Origin of the sequence: Staphylococcus roterodami, assembly GCA_022493055.1 — a bacterium.
In the GTDB taxonomy this organism is placed as follows: Bacteria; Bacillota; Bacilli; order Staphylococcales; family Staphylococcaceae; genus Staphylococcus; species Staphylococcus singaporensis.
Genome location: CP092781.1, coordinates 2,045,361 through 2,067,417 on the forward strand (window position 1 = coordinate 2,045,361; position 22,057 = coordinate 2,067,417).

Here is a 22,057-nt window from a genome sequence, read left to right on the forward strand (position 1 = left end):
TTCTAACGAATCATTAACTTTTTTGAAAGAGGGAAATTCATGAATTTAGATTGGTATTATACATTTGTCATTTTAGCGAAAACCTTAAACTATCGATTAGCCAGTGAAGAAATTAATCTCACTATTCCTTCTATACATAAACAAATTAAAAATTTAGAGCAAGATCTAAACGTGAAATTATTTGAAACATATAAAAATCAAATCATTCTTACTGAAGATGGACAGACATTTCTTCTCATTGCCCAGGATTTTATTAAACAATATGAAAAAGGTATCAAACATATTCAACTTAAAAAGACGATGTTTCATGCAAAATTAAATGTAGTTGTATCTTCATACGTTGCAACATTTATTATGCCTAAATTTTTAAATTTATACTTTAATGACCATCCAAATGTAGATATTTCTATTCATATTAAGAATGAAGGTATTGAAAAAGATATTAATAATCATAAATATGATATTGGTATAAGCAGAAATCAACCAAAATTAAGGGGTGTAAAATCTGAAAAAGTTTGTGAAGGTAAAATTGTAATGGTTGTACCTAATGAAGAACATAATCATCTATTAAGTGAAAAAGCTTTATTTTCAAAATATAAAGTTATTAGTGACAATCATCCTGAATATTGGCCATCATTAAAACACAGTATTTTAAACATATACGACAAAGTACAATTTTTATCTATTAATGATGTTCATACAACGATTAAACTTATTGAAATGAATCAAGGTATATCGTTCTTGCCAATTTATATAACAAAGAACAATGATTACCAAATATCTATAATTAACACGAAAGATTTGCAACCACCTGCATCCTTCACCTACATATACAGTAAAAAAGATAGCGAAGAAATTTCGCAATTCAGTGAAGTATTTAAAAATTTCATTGCTACCGAACAATCGTTATAAATTAAATTACACGTAAAAAAACCAAGAATGCGAAATGTTATCACATTCTTGGTTTATTATTAATCGTTTATTTTTTCGACATTAAAAGTTAAGTTATTTTCCCCTTCTAAATCTACTTTAATTGTAGTACCTTCTGGGAAACCTTCTTTTATCATCATACGTGCTAATGGTGTTTCAATTTGTCGTTGTACAAAACGTTTTAATGGTCTTGCACCAAATTGTGGCTCATAAGCTTCTTTACCTAACCATGCTTTAGCTTGATCAGAGACTTCAATTGAAATGCGTTGTTCTAACAATCTTATATTTAATTGTGTCAATATTTTATCTACAATCATACTCATATCATTAATTGATAATGGTCTGAATAAGACAATATCATCCATACGATTCAATATTTCAGGTTTGAAATATGCATTCAAACTAGTCATAACAGCTTTTTCAGTTGATTCAGTAATTTCACCAGTTTCTTTAACATTTTCTAATAATATTTGTGACCCAATATTACTAGTCATAATAATAATCGTATTTTTAAAATCAACACTGCGTCCTTTGGAATCAGTTAAACGACCTTCGTCTAAAATTTGCAATAATACATTAAAGACGTCAGTATGTGCTTTTTCAACTTCATCTAATAATATAACTGAATATGGATTACGTCTTACAGCTTCTGTTAATTGTCCACCTTCATCATGTCCAACGTATCCAGGAGGTGCACCAATTAAACGTGATACTGCATGTTTTTCCATATATTCACTCATATCAATACGAATCATATGTTTTTCAGAATCAAATAATGATGCAGCTAATGATTTAGCTAATTCTGTTTTACCTACCCCAGTTGGACCTAGGAATAAGAAACTACCAATAGGTCTATTTGGATCTTTTATACCTGCTCTTGCTCTTACAACAGCATCTGAAACAAGATCTACTGCTTTATCTTGTCCTACAACTCTTTTGTGCAAGATGTCACTTAAGTGAAGTAATTTTTCACGTTCAGTTTCAACTAATTTTGATACAGGTATACCTGTCCATTGACTTACAATATCTCCAATTTCTTCGTCAGTAACAACTTCACGAATCATTCGATCTGTATCTTCACCTTGTTCATCTTGGAAATTGTCTTCTAATTCTCTAAGTTCTTTTTCTAATTGAGGAATTGTTCCATATTGTAATTCCGCAGCTTTTTCTAGATTGTTATTTGTTTGTGCATCTTCTAGCGACTGTCTACTTTCATCTAATTGCGCACGTTTTTCTTGTAACTTAGCAATTTTCTCTTTTTCAGATTCTACGCGTGATTGAAGTGCCGCTTGTTTTTCTTTTTCATTTGCAAGCTCTTCTTGTAGTTCTTGTAATCGTTGTTTACTAGCATTATCAGATTCGTTTTTAAGGGCACTTTCTTCAATTTCAAGTTGCATTACACGTCTATTAACTTGATCCAATTCAGTTGGGTTTGACCCCATTTCCGTACGAATTGTTGCGCATGCTTGGTCTACTAAATCAATCGCTTTATCTGGTAAAAAACGATCAGTAATATAACGATCAGATAATTCAGCTGCAGCAACTAAGGCTCTGTCTTGAATTCTTACACCATGATATACTTCATAACGTTCTTTTAAACCACGTAAAATAGAGATTGTATCCTCTACATCAGGTTCACTTACTGCTACTTTTTGGAAACGACGTTCTAAAGCAGAATCTTTCTCAATATATTCTCTATATTCATTTAAAGTTGTTGCTCCAATACAATGCAACTCACCTCTTGCTAGCATTGGTTTCAACATGTTGCCAGCATCCATTGCACCATCAGTTTTACCAGCGCCAACTAACATATGAATTTCATCAATAAATAGAATAATTCTTCCATCTGAATCTTTCACTTCTTTAAGTACAGCTTTTAATCGCTCTTCAAATTCACCACGATATTTCGCTCCAGCAACTAATGCACTTAAATCTAATTCAAAAACAGTTTTATCTAATAATGATTCTGGAACGTCTTTCTTAACGATACGTTGTGCTAATCCTTCTACAATTGCAGTTTTACCAACACCTGGTTCTCCAATGAGCACTGGATTATTCTTAGTTTTACGACTTAAAATACGAATCGTATTACGTATCTCTTCATCTCTACCAATAACAGGATCCATTTTTCCTTGTCGTACTTCTTCAACTAAGTCACGACCATATTTAGCTAATGCTTCATAATTAACTTCAGGATTTTGTGTAGTCACGTGATTTCCCCCTCTAACTTTTTTGATAATTTCTTTTATAACTTCTACTTTATTATTTATAAAATGTTTCGTTGTTTGATCAATATCCATTGCAGCACGTAAAATATGCTCCATAGAAATAAATTCATCTTGGTATTCTTTCATGTATGACTCAGCTTTAGTCAATAATTGGTTTGACTGATTGCTTATATACTGGCCATATTGAATATTGTCACCTTCTACAGATGCATAGGATCTTAGTTTATTTTCGTATGCTTTATTTAATTGATCAACATCAAGGTTAGCGCGTTCTAATATACTTTTATATAAACTATCATTTTCATTTAATGCAGCACTTAAAATTGCTTCAATTTCTATATTTTGTAATTTATGTTGCTGACTCAGTTCAACAGCCTGTTGTAAGGTACTTTGTACAGCATAAGTCATTTTATTTATATCCATATTTTTCACCTCTAAATTGTAGAGTTGGTCAAAACATCTTTTTTGACTTTGACTTTCTTTGACCTTAAATCTATTATAGTACCTATATAACAATTTATCAACATATTCACATTGTTTTTTTCAAATTTTTGTAAATAATTTTTCACTCGTGAAAAAAGCCTAGTTAATGTTACAGTTTTATACATTAACTAGACCTTTTAAATTTAAATTATTTCTTTTTAAGTGCCTTTAAAATTTCATCTTTCAAAGCTAAAACACCCTTATATTCTAAATGTACACCATCAGGTGCAAAGTATTCGCTATGACCTTGAGAACGTTTATGCCAATCAATTAAAGTAACATTTCCTTTTCTTTTGGCGGCATCAGCTAATAATCTATTTACATTAGCTTCGTATATTCGTGGCACCCGTGTGTTAACTAAATAAATTTTTGCTTTACCAAAATGATTAAGTAAATCATCTAATTGTTTTACGGTAAAATCACCATTTGTCCCTAATTCTAAGACAACTTGATCTGATGGCTTGTTATATTGCGTATAGTTAGCTTTAACTAATGGTAACGTTTGATATAATTGACGCCCAACTTTGCCATCGATTCTAGATTTTGGTACAGAATCTTTGAATGATTCTCCAATATCAACCATAACTGAATCACCGATTAAAAGCGGTTTAATATTATGATAGACATCTGAAGAAGGTTTTTTCTTTTCATCAATTAAACCATCAATATGAATATTTTCAACAGGTGCTATTCTAGCTTGATAATTATCTTCTATAGATGTATCAAAACTATTTGCTTTTTCACCAATGATGTCTTTTCCGTATTGATTAAAAGCACCAACCAATATGAGCATAAAAGGTATCAATAAAGTAACAATCAGAACTGTTCTAATAAACTGCGGTATAAAAGTTGGTCGCCAATTCAATGAGTGTAAACCTTCTTTTCTAAATGGTGTTTCAATATAGCGATAAGAAAGTTCTGCTAATAATACAGTTAATAATATATCTATACCATAAACATATTTTGGTATTTGACCATCAACGTAATAACTATGTATAAAACTAATTACGGGAAAATGCCATAAGTATAAGCTATAAGATCTTTTACCAATGTATACCAAAACCGGATTTGAAAATGCCTTTGCCACCCACGTTGTCGGATGTACCACACTAGCAATAAATAATAACGTAACTATCGAAATTAAATAGAAACCACCATCGTAAATCCAATCGCTCTCATCATTTACAATGATAAATAAGCACATTAAAGTTATAAATGCCAAAATACCAATAGCGTCTATTGTATACTTTACAACTTTAGGTGGATTATTTTTCAACTTAAATGGCGGCCATAGAAATGCTAATATAACACCCAATAATAATGTTTGTAATCTTGTGTCTGTTCCAAAATAAACTCTCGAATGATTAACATTAAAACTTGAAATATAAATCATTAATCCCAGAGATAACAAAGAGACAAACCAGAATATCAATCCTACCTTATAACGTTTTTTAATCAATAATAATAATATGATTAATATTACAGGAAAAAATAAGTAAAACTGTTCTTCGATTGCAAGTGACCATAAATGCTTTAATGGCATAAATGAAAATTGTTCAAAATAATTGACATCTTTTGCAATATACCACCAATTTGAGACGTAAAAAATGGCAGCAATTATATCATGTTTGACTCTAATAATATTGTCTGATTTTAATAATAATGTAGCTGTTCCTACAACCATTAATAGTACAACAACTGCAGGTAATAATCGTTTTAAACGTCGAATCCAAAAGCTCTTCAGTTTAATAATTCCAGTATCTTCAAATTCTTTGAGTAATAAACTTGTTATTAAATAACCTGATATTACAAAAAATGTGTCGACTCCTAAAAATCCACCCGTCAACCATTGTTTGTTTAAATGATAAATAATAATGCCTAAAACTGCGACAGCTCTTAAGCCATCTAATCCAGGCATATACCTTATCTTCTTATGCTGTGTATAATCCTTTGTTTTATTCATTTTGCATTCTTCCCTTTTAAAACTGTTATTCTTAGATGCTTGATAAAAATATTATGTGTCGTTTAAAAGAATAATGAAATGCATATATCATTTATCGAATCACGTATAAAAAATTGTTTAGTAGTAAATTGAGCAGACTTAAAATGCTTGAACACTTACTTTACACATTTAATTTCGATTTAGTAATGCAACTCGTCACTTAAAAACTATGAAGTATTATGTATTGTAATATAACTGTAATATAAATTCAATTTATTATCAGTTTTTTTTATTAAAAATTAGTTTCGCAAAAAAGTAGTTCGACATCTATTTTGTTGTTAATTATTTATGTTCAACACTTCTCGACCATAAATCTATAAGTTAAGTACATTTGATTAAAAATGAATCCGTTCAATAATACTACGTTAAGTATCTTAAAATAATTTTTAAGTTACATTAAAAGATATCTTCACTTTATTCGACTAGCCTAAATATTTAAATTAAAAAACAGTTAAATGTATTTTCAACATCTAACTGCTCTCATATTTTTAAATATTAACTTACACCTAGTGCAATCTTTGCATAGCGTGACATCATATCTTTTGTCCAAGGTGGACTCCAGACGATGTTTACTTCTGTATCTTGAATTTCTGGAAGCTCTGCTAATACAGTTTTAACTTGGTCAATAATTTGAGGTCCCATTGGGCATCCCATCGACGTCAACGTCATGTCAACTGTACATACACCTTCATCATCAACATTTACTTTGTATACTAAACCTAAATTAACGATATCAATACCTAATTCAGGGTCTATTACCATTTCTAATGCACCTAAAATGCTATCTTTTAATGCCTCTTCCATCCATATCACCTCTTTATTGTCATATTATCCCTAATATATCAAATATCCGACAAAACGCCAATAAAATGCTATGATGTATCTATATGAACTAAGCAACTTATGAGGAGAGAGATATGCAACCACATTTAATATGTCTAGATTTAGACGGAACATTATTAAACGATAATAAAGAAATTTCATCATATACTAAACAAGTATTAAATGAATTACAACAACGTGGACACCAAATTATGATTGCGACTGGAAGACCATATCGTGCTAGTCAAATGTATTATCATGAATTAAATTTAACAACGCCTATCGTTAACTTTAATGGTGCTTACGTACATCATCCAAAAGATAAAAACTTTAAAACTGTCCATGAAATATTAGATTTAGGAGTAGCACAAAATATCATTCAAGGGTTACAGCAATATCAAGTGTCTAATATCATTGCGGAAGTAAAAGATTATGTTTTTATTAATAATCATGATCCAAGATTATTTGAAGGATTTTCAATGGGCAATCCTAAAATCCAAACAGGTAATCTTCTTGTCCATTTGAAAGAATCCCCTACCTCAATTTTAATTGAAGCTGAAGAATGTAAAATTCCTGAAATCAAAAATATGCTCACACATTTTTATGCAGACCATATTGAACATCGTCGTTGGGGCGCCCCATTCCCAGTCATTGAAATTGTTAAACTTGGTATTAATAAAGCTAGAGGTATTGAACAAGTCAGACAATTTTTAAATATAGATCGCAATAATATTATCGCGTTTGGCGATGAAGATAATGACATTGAAATGATTGAATATGCTCGACATGGGGTTGCAATGGAAAATGGTTTACAAGAACTTAAAGATGTGGCAAACAACATTACATTCAATAATAATGAAGATGGAATTGGTAGATATTTAAATGATTTCTTTAACTTAAATATTAGATATTACTGTTAATTTATGTCTAAACATTTTATAATATTTTTAAAAAACAGGAGGTCATTAAAATGCCCAAAATCGTTGTTGTCGGAGCAGTCGCTGGTGGTGCAACATGTGCCAGTCAAATTCGACGTTTAGATAAAGAGAGTGACATTATTATTTTTGAAAAAGATAGAGATATGAGTTTTGCAAATTGTGCTTTACCATATGTGATAGGTGAAGTTGTTGAAGATAGACGTTTAGCATTAGCTTATACTCCTGAAAAATTTTATGATCGTAAGCAAATTACAGTTAAAACATATCATGAAGTCGTTGCAATCAATGACGAAAAGCAATCTGTGACTGTTTTAAATAGAAAAACAAATGAACAGTTTGAAGAATCATATGATAAATTAATTCTTAGTCCTGGCACTAGTGCAAATCACTTAGGATTCAAGAGTGACATAACTTTTACACTTAGAAATTTAGAAGATACTGATGCAATTGATCAGTTCATCAAATCAAATCAAGTGGATAAAGTATTAGTTGTTGGAGCTGGCTATGTTTCATTAGAAGTTCTTGAAAATCTTTATGAACGTGGTTTACACCCTACATTAATTCATCGCTCTGATAAAATAAACAAACTAATGGATTCAGATATGAATCAACCTATTCTTGATGAATTAGATAAACGTGAGATTCCTTATCGCTTAAATGAAGAAATTGAAACTATCAATGGTAATGAAATTACATTTAAATCCGGTAAAGTCGAACACTACGATATGATTATTGAAGGTGTTGGTACACATCCTAATTCAAAATTTATCGAAAGTTCAAATATAGAACTTGATCGAAAAGGATTCATACCAGTTACAGATAAGTTTGAAACAAATATTCCTAATATATATGCAATTGGTGATATAGCAACATCACGTTATCGTCATGTTGATTTATCAGCTAATGTGCCACTTGCATGGGGTGCTCATCGTGCTGCAAGTATTGTTGCTGAACAAATTGCTGGAGATACTACAGTAGAGTTTAAAGGATTTTTAGGTAATAATATTGTAAAATTCTTTGATTATACATTTGCTAGTGTAGGTGTTAAACCTAATGAATTACAACAATTTGACTATAAAATGGTCGAAGTGACTCAAGGGGCGCATGCGAATTATTACCCAGGAAATTCCCCTTTACACTTAAGAGTATATTATGACACTGCGAGTCGTCAGATTTTAAGAGCTGCTGCAGTTGGAAAAGAAGGTGCCGATAAGCGTATAGATGTATTATCAATGGCAATGATGAACCAATTAACTGTCGATGAATTAACTGAATTTGAAGTGGCTTACGCACCGCCGTATAGTCATCCTAAAGATTTAATCAACATGATTGGTTATAAAGCTAAATAAATGAATCATTTAATTCGATTTAACGAATTAAAATAATAAGAGCTTGGGACATAAATCCCTAAAAAACAGCAGTAAGATAATTTCCAATTAGAAAATATCTTACTGCTGTTCTATATTTATACAATACTTCGTATTGAATGGCTTCGCTATGCCCGTCTGGCACATAATTGTAAAATTCTATAAATAGAATTTTTGATGACGGGTCCCTTCCTAGGGTGCCGTCTCAGCCACCCCAACCGGCACATTGTTGTAAGCTGACTATATGTCAGCTTCTGTGTTGGGGCCCCTGTCTTCGACTGGCACTGCTCCCTCAGGAGTCTCGCCATTAATACTACGTATTAACAAGTAATTTTACTTTTAAATACTTTAAAAAATAAGACACTTTGCCCAACTTGCACATAAATGTAAAATTCAATGAGGCAACAATGCATGAAGCCAAATTCGAAATCCAATAAGAAAATCATGAAGAATTATAATTGGGAATACTATAAAGCCCAAATTAATCAAAAGCTTTTTGAACCAGAAGCGAAAAAATCTATAGTCAATGAAAAATTGATGTAGAGCCTGTTTTTGGATTTATGAAGACTATTTTGGGTTTCACTCGAATGTCAGTTCGATGAATAAATAAAGTTAAACGAGAGCTAGGTTTTGTATTAATGGCACTTAATATAAGGAAAATAGTAGCTCAACGAGCTGTATATTATCAAATACATTTGAAAAAAGCTGATTTCTATCAAATAATTAATAGAAATCAGCTTTTTTACATTGCCTAGAACTTATTGTCCCAAGCTCATTTTTTTAAATTATATTTTTCCGATAATTATAAAAGACATAAGGTTTTAGAGAGTACATCAAATACACCCTAACCCTATGTCTTTATCAATTAGCTTATGCCAAACATTTTTGAAAGAGGTCCTAATGGTAAGATAATACCCAGTACCATTGTGACAATAATTAATGCAATTGTTATCCAAAACATTTTGTGACTTTGTTCATGTCTTTTTCTTTTAGCAATCGATACTTCCATCAATCCAACAACTGCAACACCACATAGCATTTTTAATGTTAAAAGCATGTGATTTGCACCACCACTCATAAATGACTGAATTAATATCCAAAAACCTGAGACTAATGTTAAAAGCATAAATAAGCGTAATACCATGTGTAGCGGTTTGAAAAATGGTGACCCGCCTTGATTTTTTGAAATGTTTAAGTATGTAGCGATAAATAAAATAATCGCTAATACCCAACTTAATATATGTAAATGTAACATACTGATTCCCCCCACTTTAATAATTTATATTATTAAATTAAAGCTTCTTGGGATTAATACCCACTTGCTTGTAATTTAATCATGATTTAATTATACACAGATATATATTCTACCACATTTATATCTCTGGATGTATGAACATAGTATTTTAATACTTGTACCTCATTTTTCATAATCTTTCTTAATAATCAAAGTGCACGAAAAAAACTAACCAATCCAAATTAGGACTGATTAGCTTTAGTCAAATATATTTATTTAGCAATATATGTTGTTAAAGTTCCAATATTATCAATAGTTACTTTAACTTCATCACCAGGTTGTAAAAATTTAGGTGGTTGCATACCAGCACCAACGCCAGCTGGTGTACCAGTCGCAATTATATCACCTGGGTGTAATGCAACATATTTTGAAATTTCTTCAATTAATTCATCAATTTTAAGAATCATTTCACTTGTATTACCATCTTGACGAATTTCATTGTTCACTTTTGTAACGATATTTACATTTTCAGGTAGTGGTAACTCATCTTTTGTCACAATATATGGACCCATTGGGCAACCGCCAGTTAAGCTTTTTGATAAAAATGCTTGATCCTGTTCATTTTGCGCCTTACGGTCAGTAATATCATTGATAATTGTATAACCATATACATAGTCTAAAGCAAGCGCTTTTGGAATCTTTTCACCAGACTTACCAATTACGATACCTAATTCGCCTTCATAATCTAATTGATCTGTAATATCTTTATGATTTGGAATTGTCGCATTATCACCAGTTAAAGATGATGCCGCTTTTGTAAATACATATAATCGTTCCACTTCATGGTTTAATTCATTTGCATGATCTTTATAATTTCTACCAAAAGCAATCACGTTGTTTGGCGGTGTAACTGGTGGTAAAAATTCTATGTCATTAAATGAAATTTTATAATCTTCAGCTCTGCCGCTATCTTCTGCTGCTACAACTGCTTTTCTTACTTGTTCTTGAAAATCTAAAGTATGATTTTGTTGTAAACCAGCTAACAATGTTTTAGGATGAAAATCTCCTTCTGCAAAGTCAGCAAATACTAATGTTAAATCCCAAACAGCATCTTCACGTTTTACTTTAACGCCATATGAAGTTCTGTCATTATACTTGAATGATAAGAATTTCATTCATTCTCAACTCCTCATCTTTATCTTAATTCACATTATAACTTTTTTCGTTATCAAATAACAAATAAATAAGTAAGACAATTTTGAAAATGAACTGATATGGTTTTAGCTATAGGATTTTATACATTATACAAAAACTTTTTTATTATTTTTAAAATTAAAAACTATAGCTGTAATGTTCCAAATTTGAAGAAATATAAATATCCTTTAACTTCTGTTTTTAAAATCGTTTGCAATGTGTTTTGGTAATATTTCATTTGGATTTTATATTTATTTTTTAATTGTGTACCAATTTCTTCATCTGTCATACCACGGCGACGATTAAATGCGTCTGTTTTATAGTCTACAAAGAAATACAATCCATTTTTAACAAATATTAAGTCAATCATACCTTGAATAATAGATGCATCTTCATCTGACTGTGGCAATTGATCTACTAATGCTTGATTAACAACAAATGGCAACTCTCTGTATACTTGATCAGCCTGAGCAATAGATAAATACAAGTCACTATTAATAAATGACATAATTTCATTGACTCGTATATCCTTTTTCGCATCTTGTTCAATAATATGCTTATCGATTAAATTATCAATATAATCATTTAACTCATCTTCTGATAAACGTCCCTTATTAAACGGTAAATGTTGCATAACAGTGTGCATTAAAGTTCCTATTTCATTTGCTTTTCTTTTACCTTGTTCACTTAAAAATTTAGGACGTTCATATGTAGAAAAGCCTATGCGATATTGTCTTACACGTTCATAACTAGTTCCACTTTCTTCTGTTTCCAATTGTCGTTTTAATTCAGATACAGATTGCTTTGAAGGCTTTAAAGTATCTTGTTCATAGGGATATTGATATGACAGCTGATATTTAATTTTAGCTTGGGTGTCTTCATTTCCTTTTGTCATTTCATTTAATTGAGCTACAGAATGATATTCATCGTTTTCTAAAACCGCTTCAGTAGATATGTCTTCAAAATATTCGATAGTTATTTTTACATTTGGGCGACTACTATCTTCTACCTGAATGATATCTTTTTCAAATTTTAAATCATCAGGAAGTGAAGTAGATTGATGTTTCGCTAGAATACCATATATCAGTTGAAACGGATTTGGAGATGTTAGTCGCTCATTTACAGAAATGTATTCACCAGAAATCGATAATTGCTCTAATTCTTGTAAAGTTTTATCATTTTTCACTCTTCCTATTAAGTAAAGCTGCTCTTTAGCACGTGTTAATGCTACATAAATTAAACGCATTTCTTCTGATACAAGTTCTTTTTCGGCAACAGCTTTATATGCAACTGATGCTAAAGATGGAAATGCCATTTCTTTTTCAACATCAAAATAATCCATGCCAAGACCATATTGTTGATTTAAAATAACAGGTTGTTTCAAATCACGTTTATTGAAATCTTTGGAAAGTCCAGAATAAATAACAAATGGAAATTCTAGACCTTTACTACTATGAATCGTCATCATTCGCACAACATTATCATTTGGTCCTACAACATTTTCTTCACCAAAATCTTTACCTCTATCGATAAGTTCATCAATAAATCGAATAAATTGATATAAACCTCTAAAACTAGAATTTTCAAATTCAATCGCTTTATTAAATAGTCCATATAGATTCGCACGACGTCCACGACCACCAATTAACCCACTAAAATATTGAATAACATAATGATCGTTATAAAATAGATCAATTAACTGATATACAGGATGGTCTTGACTATATTGCTGATAGCGCTGAATGTCTTTTAAAAATAATTTTAATTTTTCAACTAAAGATTTATCAGCTTCTTCATCTTTAATATAATTCACTATCGATTGATAAAAATAATCATCATTCGGACTTAATATTCTAATTTGTGCTAATTCATCTTCTTTAAATTGATAAATAACGGAACGCATTAAACCCACTAAATAAATATCTTGCAGTGGATTATCTATCGCTCTTAAAAATGACAATACTAAGCGTACTTCTGTTTGTTCAAAGTACCCTTCACGACTATTTACATGAAACGGAATATCTTCATTTTTAAAGGCTTGCTGTAAATTACGAGCTTGTCCAAAACTACGTTCTAAAATGACGATATCTTTATAAGTCGCACTTCGATAACTTTGAGATTTCATATCATAAACCTTTTGATGCTCTAAAATATCTTTAACTTGTTCTACAATAAAGTGCGCTTCTTGTTCACTGCCAGTTAAGTCACTATGTTCTTGATTCGCTTCAACTAATACTTTTAAGTTAACCGGATGGTTCGTTTCATCAAATGGTGCACCATAATATAATTGCGTCGCTGCATCATAATTCACTTCACCTACTTGTTCATCCATCATGTGCTTAAACAAATAGTTCGTTGTCGCTAATACTTCTTTTCGAGAGCGGAAATTTTGCGATAAATCAATTCGACGTCCACTATTTTCGCCGTCTATGGTAAATCGTTGATATTTTTCAATAAATAGACTTGGATCTGCTTGTCTAAATTTATAAATGGATTGCTTAACATCACCCACCATAAATAAATTACCGTCATGTTCATCTCCAGTTTTGATACAAGATAATATTTTCTCCTGCACTCTGTTTGTATCTTGGTATTCATCAACTAAGATTTCATCAAAATGCTGACGATATGATTCTGCAATTTCTGATGGCGTACCATCTTCATTTGTTAAAATTTGTAGTGCAAAATGTTCATAATCGGAAAAGTCTAAAATATTTTTACTCCGTTTTTTACGGTTGAATTCTGACATCACATCTTTAACAATACGTGCAAGATATTTTACACGTGGTGCCAATTGTTGCATGTCTTCTTTTAAATCATCAGCTTCTCTTGAAAAGTAATCATTTTTAACTTTATCAATTAATGATTTGTATTTTTTATAATGAAGTTTAGCATCCTCTAATGCATCTACCATCATGTCATTCGCTTCTTTAATTTTCGCTGTTATATTAGGTAAACGCGCACCGAAGTCATGCCCTGTTAAATAAGATATATCAATAAATCCACCTTCAAGAACACGCGCCATTAAACGTCTTTCATCTTCTATAATTGCTAAGTGCTTTTCAACTCCATCCATCATACTAAATAAGTCATATGATTTATCTAGAGCATCATTTGCCGCTGTTAAGAATACTTTCGATAAATCTGTTAATAATTGAATGAGTTGTGCTTGTTGCTCTTCATTTTGATAAGGCTGTACTAATTGATCTAACCATTGTGAAGGATTTGGATTTGCTACACTAAAGAAATACAGTTGCTTGATAATTGCCCGAAATTGATCATCACTTCTATCTGATGATAATTGTTCTGTTAATTCTATAAATGCAGGGTCCAGGATATCATAGTGTTGTTCAATCACTTCATCAATTGTTTGCTCCAATAGTAAAATATTTTCCGCTTCGCTACTAGTTCTAAAATTCGGATCAATATTTAACACATCATAATGTTGCTGAATTAATTTTAAACAAAAACTATGTAGCGTAGATATTTGCGCTTGATGAATTTTAATGCGTTGATTTTTCAAATGAGCGTTCATAGGATCAGCAATAGAAGCCTCTTGAATACGTTGATCAACACGATGTTTCATCTCACGTGCACTCAAGTTTGTAAAAGTTACAACTAAGAGTCGATCAACATCTACACTATCACGTAAAATCTTTTGAATGATCCGCTCGACTAGTACAGCGGTTTTACCCGACCCAGCTGCTGCAGCAACTAGTACATCTTGTCCTGAAGCATAGATACTTTGCCACTGCGCATCTGTCCAAATCACGCCTTGTGGTTTCTCTGGAATTGTCATTTATTGCTCACCCCCAAATTTATCAATGTTTATATTTTGAATCGCCTCTATTGGATTAATTGTTTCATCAACTGAACGGTATCGTTTACTATCTATCATGCCATCAACATGACATACCGATTGATAACTACAAAATGCACACGGTAATTTTTGTTTATATTTTAATGGTGCAACTTCTGTATGCCCATCCATAATATTTGAAGCAGTTTCAATAAAATTCTCTTTATTATGTTGGATAAATTTATAGATTGTTTCTTCATCTGCAACTTGACTACCTCGTTTACTTAACGAACCATCTTTATTCAAGCCAACAGGAACTATATCTGAAGTAAATTTAGGTTCTAAACGGATGTCCAATGCATCAATAACTGCTTGGTCCGCATTCACTAAACCACTGAGCTTAAATTTTTTAATTAAGTCTTGTTCTAATTTATCTTCATCAATATCTGCCCATGATTTAAATTTAATTCTAGGTTCATGAACATGGAAATATAATAATCCCCCTGGTTTCACGATATCTGTTAATCCAAGACGCTGTTTATTTTGTAAAACGATATCCATATATGTCATCATTTGCATTTGCATTCCATAATATACTTTCGTTAAGTCGAGTGTCGCACTTCCTTCAGATGATTTATAGTCAATAATATTAACAAAACTTGTATCATCTTTTGTATACGTATCGATGCGGTCAATTTGTCCTCTAATATTGATTGGAATTCCTTGTGATGTCGTTAATGTTTGTGCTATTAACTCATCGTTTGCTCTTGGTTTCCTTCTAAAACTCGTTTCAAAATATTTGGGCATAAATTTAGAATAGGTACCTTGATATTTTAAAGCACTGAGCGTCGTTTCTACTATTGCGCCAATACGTCTTGATAAATAACGATAATATGCCGAAGAATTTAACAAATTAAACTGAACTTTAGGTAAAATTTCTTCCAAAGCTTCATTCGTTAATTGTCTAATTTTTTTAAGGTCTAGCTGTTTAAAATCACCATTAATACGTTCAGAAATATATTTTAAAACAGAGTGGAAAATGTCACCTAAATCAAAGTTTTGAAGTTCATATTTTGTTCGTTCATTTAATTTCAAACCATGTGAAGCATAATGTTTAAATGGACATTGTTGATAACCTTCAAAACGGGAGACACTGGCATTGATTTCTTTACCATATAAATCTTTTGAAAGTGTTTCGCCTAATTGTACAGTTTCATTATCAAAAGTTAACGCTGACATTAAATAATTTAGTCCTTGATTTAAATCATCATTATCGCGAATCACTTGGTATGCATCTAGCCAACTATCAGCGACAATCTCATCATCTAACCATGATCGTAACGCTTCAAATAATGCAATTTTCGTTTGCTTAACATGTTGCATTAACGATAGCGGTGCTACTTCGTGATAACGAGGAATGTTAGTAATTTCAAGTTGATTGAATAACGCTTGAATTTGAGTTAAAAACGGACTAATCTCTTTATCATCGCCACTTGATCCCATTAAACTATATGAAAATGTTACATCTTGTCGCGCTCTTGTCATAGCAATATAGCAAACAAATGCTTCATCCATCTGTAAAATATCTGATGTAGGACTCAACTCTACATTTGCTTGTTGTTCAAAATATTTCTTTTCTTCATCAGTAATTAAACTTGATGCAGTTACTGGTTGTGGCATGGTGCCGTCGTTCATACCTACTAAGTAAACATGTTGCTTATTGTCGACTTTAGCCAAATCCATCGTACCAATACTTACTTGATCTAATGTTTGTGGAATCATGACAAATTCTAATTGTTCTAGACCAATATCAAATACTTCTAAGAAACGATCCATCGACATTGGTTCATCGCCAAATACTAGAACTAAGTCGTCAAGAATTTGAATCAATCCATTCCAAATTTGATCAATTTCTTCTGCTTTTTCATGGTTACCATTTAAGTCAAGTTCATCTCGCTCTGTCATCAGGTGATTAGGTAACTCAAAATATTCCATACTTTCATAAAATGCAGTTGCAAAGCTTCTTACTGTATCTGCTTGCGACATCTGCTTTTCAAAATGCAAAATTTTATCAATTACATCTTGTTTTAATTTAACAACTTGTTCAAATGTGTTACGTTCATCCTCTGTCAATTTATGGGCTTTTCGTCCCATTTTACTAAAATGTTCAACATTAAATAAATCATCATCTAACCAACGCTTACCATATATACCTCTTTCCAATACAAAGTTTTCAAGCAAATCTACTAAATAAGCGCTATTTTTAATTTGAGAAGTTAATATATCCGTTTTAAGCAAGCGTAACATTGGATTAACATGCCAATTTGATTGAATAACTTCAATAAGAGAACGAATCATTTCCATGACTGGATGGTGTGTCATCGAACGCTTCGTATCAATGTTAAATGGAATATCATAGAGCGGTAATATTGACTCAAATAAATATGCATATGATTCATCGCGATATAAAATTGCAATATCTTGAAACCTTAAGTGCTTATCTCTAATATCTATAATAATACGTCTCGCAATTTCATTAATTTCTTCTCTCATTGTGGCAGATTCTAAGATATCAATATGACCTTGGCATGCCTCTTGATTAATTTGTAGTGCATCAAATTGCAGTTCAAGATGTTTTAAATCTTGATTAGTAAATCGGTATTGTTGATTAAAATGTTGACGTTCTAATGGTATATTTAATTCATTTGAAATTTCCTCAATATGTCGTAATACTTCTGAAGGCTTTCTAAACATACTAAATTGGTCTTGGTTACCGTCTGTTGTCAATATAATAGTTACACTTTTCGCATGCTCTATTAATCCTTTAATAATTAAATATTCAATCGTTGAAAAGTTATGAAAGCCATCAATATAAATGTCTGCTTTTTTAAGCCATTCCGACTTTGACATACAATCAATAAATTTTTGCAAAGCATCTTCGCCAGTAATAAATTCATTTTGAATGCGTTGTTCGAAATCTCGATATATTAATGCAATATCTTCTAATTTATGTTTCGTTCGAGTCTGTACATGATTGTCAGTTATAAACTGATCTAAATGATCAGGCGTTACAGCATATTTTTTAAAGTCTTGAATTTGTTCGGCTAATTTTTCACTAAACCCATAATATTTTGCTTGTGATTTGTACAACTTTAAATGTTGTTGCTGTTCTTGAACGATATTATAAATCATCATTTCCATAGCAGCTTTAGATAGTTTTTGTTCACTATAACTACCAACTTCTTGGAAAATACGGTGACTTAAGCGCTCAAAATGCAGTACTTCTGTTCTTAAGCTACCATTTAATTCTGAATCGTTAACAAAGGCTTGTTCTAATTGAAATGTACTTTGTGTTGGAGCAATTAAAATGATTGGATCGCCGAGTGGATCCTGTTTCATTTTTTGTTTTATTTCAGTTAACATTTTCGTAGACTTACCTGTTCCTGCTCTTCCTAAATAAGCATGTAATGTCATGACAAACCCTCACTTCCTTTGACACATATTTTAACATAAAGTGATTGTGTTTGATTTATTAATTGTTTTCGTTACATGGAGGCTTTCTTTTTACAATTCTCCTTAAAAATAAAACATCGTTTATCAGATTTGAAACCGATAAACGATGTTTTATTTACTAGGTATTAATTTTTAGTGTTTTCAGGATTAAAATTATATTTAAATTCGCTGAATGGCCAGAATCTAAATGAAACTTTACCAACGATTTGATCTTCGTCAATAAGACCAAATGCACGACTATCTTTACTTACTTCTCTATTGTCTCCTAAAACTAAATACTTTCCTTTTGGAATAACATTTGATTTAGGATTTGCATTCGGTAAATTTTTCACTTGGAAAGTTCCAGTTATATAATCACCTTGTTTACGTTTTAAATTGTAGTTTAAGTAAGGTTCATCTTGCTTTTTACCATTGACATATAAAGTATCATTTTTATATTCAACTTTATCACCAGGAACACCGATGACACGTTTTACATAATCATCTTTTTGATTTGCATGGAAGACAACTACGTTACCCTTTTCCAAACCACCCGTTTTATAGCCGATGATGTTTACAGCAACACGCTCGCCATCTTTCAAAGTCGGATCCATTGATTCACCTTTAATCGTATATGGAGTAACGATAAATTTACCAACTATACATAAAATAACCAAGGCTACTGCAATAGAAATAATCCATTCCAATATTTCTTTTTTCAATTTTGACACCTCTTTTTAAGATTTGAACTGAACAGTCCATTTTGAAAAAGGATAGTATCGTAAACTAACATTACCAATAATATCCTTTTTATCGATTAAACCAAATTGTCTTGAATCGTGCTTGTTATTATCTTGATCATTTAGCACAACAAAATTGTTTGGTGGAATAATATCACCATCTAATTCTTTAAAATTGCGCAAATTAAAGTCTTTTATTTTTCTGTTTTTGGCATAAGATGCATCTACTGGTCGATCATCACGGTATAATTGTCCGTTACGAAATGCCATTGATTGACCAGGTTTGGCAATAATTCTACTTGTATATATCGTGTTACCACGTCTATATGTAATGATATCACCATTATTTAATTGATTAAATGTGACTTTAATTTTATTTACGATAACACGATCCCCTTTGTCAAGCGTTGGTGACATTTCATTATTTGGAATGACATGACCAACTATTACAAAAGTTTGTATGAACAGTACAATGATAATAGCAAGTATAACTGAAATCAAACATTTAACAACTTTTTTCACCTTGTCACTCCTTTTTCGAACCCATAAAATGCTGTTCTAGCTTTTTTCCGACAATCCAAAATACAACTAATATGGCTAACATCAGTAATCCTCGTAAAGGATGGGTAAATATTGTAGTAATTTCTTTTCCTAAATACCCTAAAATAATAGTTGAAATTAATTTAGATGATGCTAAAACAAAAAAATAATATTTAGGTCTTATATGAGAAAGACTCGCTACAAAATTAATTAATGTATTTGGTGTAAAAGGAAAACAAAGTAAAATAAATAATGGTATTAATCCTTGTCGATCAATAAAACTAATTAATCGTTGAACAGCAGTCTTTTGTTTAATACGCTGCATCTTTTCAGTATTTACTAATCGTTTACATATTAAATAGACAGTGAATGTACCAGCAATTAAGCCTAGCCAACTAATCAATATGCCTAAAATAGGTCCATAAGCATGAATATTAATTAAAATATAAAGTGCTAGTGGAAATACTGGGACAATTGCTCTAATATATAGCAAAATAAATCCTGGTATATAGCCAAACTGTCGAAATATCTCAAACCATTCTTCTATTTGATGAAATGACAAATCATCAATCCCTTTCTTTGGCTAAAGATAATTATTCTTTCATTATAAAGATATTTGCAAAGTAAAGAAACATTAACATGTAATCATGCTAATAAATCAGTCTCTAGTAGTATAACAATATTGTTGTATGACAGATGTTATTTTTTCTTTAATTTTCTCTTAACATCTTGTCACATTAGCTAGTAACCTAGTTGTTGCTTAAAAATAAAAACGAGGTTGTCATTACATTTTTACATTTGTAATGACAACCTCGGAAATATTCTTTAAATAGTTAACGTCTAATCCTATCTTTTCAAACTTCACTAATCTTTGAAGTAATGTTTTTTATAAACGTTCTTCTAATTCTTTTTTCAAGTCTTCAAATCCAGGTTTACCTAATAATGCGAACATATTTTGTTTATATGCTTCTACACCTGGTTGGTTAAATGGATTCACACCTAGTTGGTATCCACTCATTGCACATGCTAATTCGAAGAAGTATACAACATAGCCAAAAGTTTCTTCATCCAATTGTGGAATATTTACTACCATATTAGGAACGCCACCATCAGTATGTGCTAATAATGTACCTTCAAATGCTTTAGTATTTACTTCATCTATTGTCTTACCAGCTAAATAGTTTAATCCATCTAAATCATCGCTATCATTTTCAATTGTAATATCATATTTAGGATGATTTACTTTAACAACTGTTTCGAATAAGAAGCGACGGCCTTCTTGTACATATTGACCTAATGAATGTAAGTCAGTTGTGTAGTTGGCACTTGAAGGGTAGATACCTTTGAAGTCTTTACCTTCTGATTCACCAAACAATTGTTTCCACCATTCATTGAAGTATTGCATTGATGGTTCATAGTTAATCAACATTTCTGTTGTATAACCTTTTGCATATAAAATATTTCGAATTGTCGCATATTGATATGCAATGTTTTCTTCTAATTTATCTGAAGATAGTTCTTCACGTGCTTTTGCTGCACCAATCATCATAGCTTCGATATTAATACCAGCTGTTGCAATTGGTAATAAACCTACTGCTGTTAAAACAGAATATCTTCCACCTACATCATCAGGTACGATAAACGTTTCATAGCCTTCATTTGTAGCTAACTGTTTTAATGCACCTTTTTCTTTATCAGTTGTTGCAAAAATACGTTTCTTCGCTTCTTCTTTACCGTATCTTTCTTCAACTAATTGTTTGAACAATCTAAATGCAACTGCAGGTTCTGTTGTTGTACCTGATTTAGAAATAACGTTAACAGAGAAATCTTTGTCTGCTAAATAATCAACTAACTCTTTAGTGTATGTTGATGATAAGTGATTACCAACAAAAACAATTTCAGGGTATTCATTGCTGTTTCTAAATGATGACGTTAACATTTCAATTGCTGCACGTGCACCTAAATAAGAACCACCAATACCGATGACTACTAAAACATCAGAATTTTCTTTAATGCGTTTTGATGCTTCTACAATTCTTGAAAATTCTTCTTTATCGTAATCAACTGGTAAATCAACCCAGCCTAAGAAGTCGCTTCCAGCACCTGTACCTTCATGAATTGTTTTGTGAATTGATTTTACAATTTCTTGTTGCTGTTTTAATTCGTGTTCTCCGAAAAATTCTAACGTTTTACTAAAATCTAATTGAATATGAGTCATCTATAAAAGCCTCCTGTTTCATTTAATACCTTAATTTTACTAAGTTTACGTTTGCGATTCAATTCACAAG

General features: G+C 31.2%; 14 protein-coding genes and 1 pseudogene. 4 read left to right on the forward strand and 11 right to left on the reverse strand.

Annotated elements, in window-relative coordinates; all coding sequences use genetic code 11:
- Positions 1-39 precede the first annotated feature (39 nt).
- Entirely contained in the window at positions 40-912 is an 873-nt protein-coding gene (locus ML436_10020; GenBank protein ID UMT77482.1) for a LysR family transcriptional regulator, read from the forward strand.
- Between the two features lie 59 nt (positions 913-971).
- Here ML436_10020 and clpB read toward each other — a convergent pair whose 3' ends face one another.
- The 3 genes from clpB to ML436_10035 form a co-directional block, all read right to left on the reverse strand.
- Complete coding sequence (gene clpB, locus ML436_10025) at positions 972-3,581, reverse strand: ATP-dependent chaperone ClpB (protein ID UMT77483.1); 2,610 nt, start codon at positions 3,579-3,581, stop codon at positions 972-974.
- 208 nt (positions 3,582-3,789) lie between these two features.
- On the reverse strand, positions 3,790-5,604 hold the full coding sequence (locus ML436_10030) for an acetyltransferase (GenBank protein UMT77484.1): 1,815 nt from the start codon (positions 5,602-5,604) through the stop codon (positions 3,790-3,792).
- A 534-nt stretch (positions 5,605-6,138) separates the two neighbouring features.
- On the reverse strand, positions 6,139-6,447 hold the full coding sequence (locus ML436_10035; protein ID UMT77485.1) for a metal-sulfur cluster assembly factor: 309 nt from the start codon (positions 6,445-6,447) through the stop codon (positions 6,139-6,141).
- A 113-nt stretch (positions 6,448-6,560) separates the two neighbouring features.
- On the opposite strand from ML436_10035, the gene ML436_10040 reads away from it, so the two are divergent.
- From ML436_10040 to ML436_10050, 3 genes and pseudogenes are all read left to right on the forward strand, one after another.
- Complete coding sequence (locus ML436_10040) at positions 6,561-7,385, forward strand: Cof-type HAD-IIB family hydrolase (protein UMT77486.1); 825 nt, start codon at positions 6,561-6,563, stop codon at positions 7,383-7,385.
- A 50-nt stretch (positions 7,386-7,435) separates the two neighbouring features.
- Positions 7,436-8,752 carry a CoA-disulfide reductase gene (locus ML436_10045; protein ID UMT77487.1) on the forward strand — a complete coding sequence of 439 codons (1,317 nt, stop codon included), beginning with the start codon at positions 7,436-7,438 and terminating at the stop codon, positions 8,750-8,752.
- A gap of 411 nt (positions 8,753-9,163) precedes the next feature.
- Positions 9,164-9,525, forward strand: a pseudogene (locus ML436_10050) (transposase).
- A gap of 110 nt (positions 9,526-9,635) precedes the next feature.
- Here the strand turns inward: ML436_10050 and ML436_10055 are convergent.
- The 8 genes from ML436_10055 to ML436_10090 form a co-directional block, all read right to left on the reverse strand.
- On the reverse strand, positions 9,636-10,025 hold the full coding sequence (locus ML436_10055; GenBank protein UMT77488.1) for a YisL family protein: 390 nt from the start codon (positions 10,023-10,025) through the stop codon (positions 9,636-9,638).
- A 251-nt stretch (positions 10,026-10,276) separates the two neighbouring features.
- Entirely contained in the window at positions 10,277-11,179 is a 903-nt protein-coding gene (locus tag ML436_10060) for a fumarylacetoacetate hydrolase family protein (protein ID UMT77489.1), read from the reverse strand.
- Between the two features lie 164 nt (positions 11,180-11,343).
- Positions 11,344-14,997 carry a helicase-exonuclease AddAB subunit AddA gene (gene addA, locus ML436_10065; GenBank protein UMT77490.1) on the reverse strand — a complete coding sequence of 1,218 codons (3,654 nt, stop codon included), beginning with the start codon at positions 14,995-14,997 and terminating at the stop codon, positions 11,344-11,346.
- Positions 14,998-18,471, reverse strand: a complete 3,474-nt coding sequence (gene addB / locus ML436_10070; GenBank protein UMT77491.1) for a helicase-exonuclease AddAB subunit AddB — start codon at positions 18,469-18,471, stop codon at positions 14,998-15,000.
- Between the two features lie 164 nt (positions 18,472-18,635).
- Complete coding sequence (lepB, locus tag ML436_10075) at positions 18,636-19,211, reverse strand: signal peptidase I (GenBank protein ID UMT77492.1); 576 nt, start codon at positions 19,209-19,211, stop codon at positions 18,636-18,638.
- Between the two features lie 15 nt (positions 19,212-19,226).
- A complete protein-coding gene (gene lepB, locus ML436_10080; GenBank protein ID UMT77493.1) occupies positions 19,227-19,751 on the reverse strand; it encodes a signal peptidase I in 525 nt (174 codons plus the stop codon).
- Positions 19,752-19,755: 4 nt separating this feature from the next.
- Complete coding sequence (locus ML436_10085) at positions 19,756-20,331, reverse strand: TVP38/TMEM64 family protein (protein UMT77494.1); 576 nt, start codon at positions 20,329-20,331, stop codon at positions 19,756-19,758.
- 324 nt (positions 20,332-20,655) lie between these two features.
- Positions 20,656-21,987 carry a glucose-6-phosphate isomerase gene (locus tag ML436_10090; protein ID UMT77495.1) on the reverse strand — a complete coding sequence of 444 codons (1,332 nt, stop codon included), beginning with the start codon at positions 21,985-21,987 and terminating at the stop codon, positions 20,656-20,658.
- Between the last annotated feature and the right edge of the window lie 70 nt (positions 21,988-22,057).

Excerpts from the sequence above, each read along its gene's own strand:
- ML436_10020 (UMT77482.1), top strand. The coding sequence starts at position 40 with ATGAATTTAGATTGGTATTATACATTTGTCATTTTAGCGAAAACCTTA.
- clpB (UMT77483.1), bottom strand. The coding sequence starts at position 3,581 with ATGGATATAAATAAAATGACTTATGCTGTACAAAGTACCTTACAACAG.
- ML436_10030 (UMT77484.1), bottom strand. The coding sequence starts at position 5,604 with ATGAATAAAACAAAGGATTATACACAGCATAAGAAGATAAGGTATATG.
- ML436_10035 (UMT77485.1), bottom strand. The coding sequence starts at position 6,447 with ATGGAAGAGGCATTAAAAGATAGCATTTTAGGTGCATTAGAAATGGTA.
- ML436_10040 (UMT77486.1), top strand. The coding sequence starts at position 6,561 with ATGCAACCACATTTAATATGTCTAGATTTAGACGGAACATTATTAAAC.
- ML436_10045 (UMT77487.1), top strand. The coding sequence starts at position 7,436 with ATGCCCAAAATCGTTGTTGTCGGAGCAGTCGCTGGTGGTGCAACATGT.
- ML436_10055 (UMT77488.1), bottom strand. The coding sequence starts at position 10,025 with ATGTTACATTTACATATATTAAGTTGGGTATTAGCGATTATTTTATTT.
- ML436_10060 (UMT77489.1), bottom strand. The coding sequence starts at position 11,179 with ATGAAATTCTTATCATTCAAGTATAATGACAGAACTTCATATGGCGTT.
- addA (UMT77490.1), bottom strand. The coding sequence starts at position 14,997 with ATGACAATTCCAGAGAAACCACAAGGCGTGATTTGGACAGATGCGCAG.
- addB (UMT77491.1), bottom strand. The coding sequence starts at position 18,471 with ATGACATTACATGCTTATTTAGGAAGAGCAGGAACAGGTAAGTCTACG.
- ML436_10090 (UMT77495.1), bottom strand. The coding sequence starts at position 21,987 with ATGACTCATATTCAATTAGATTTTAGTAAAACGTTAGAATTTTTCGGA.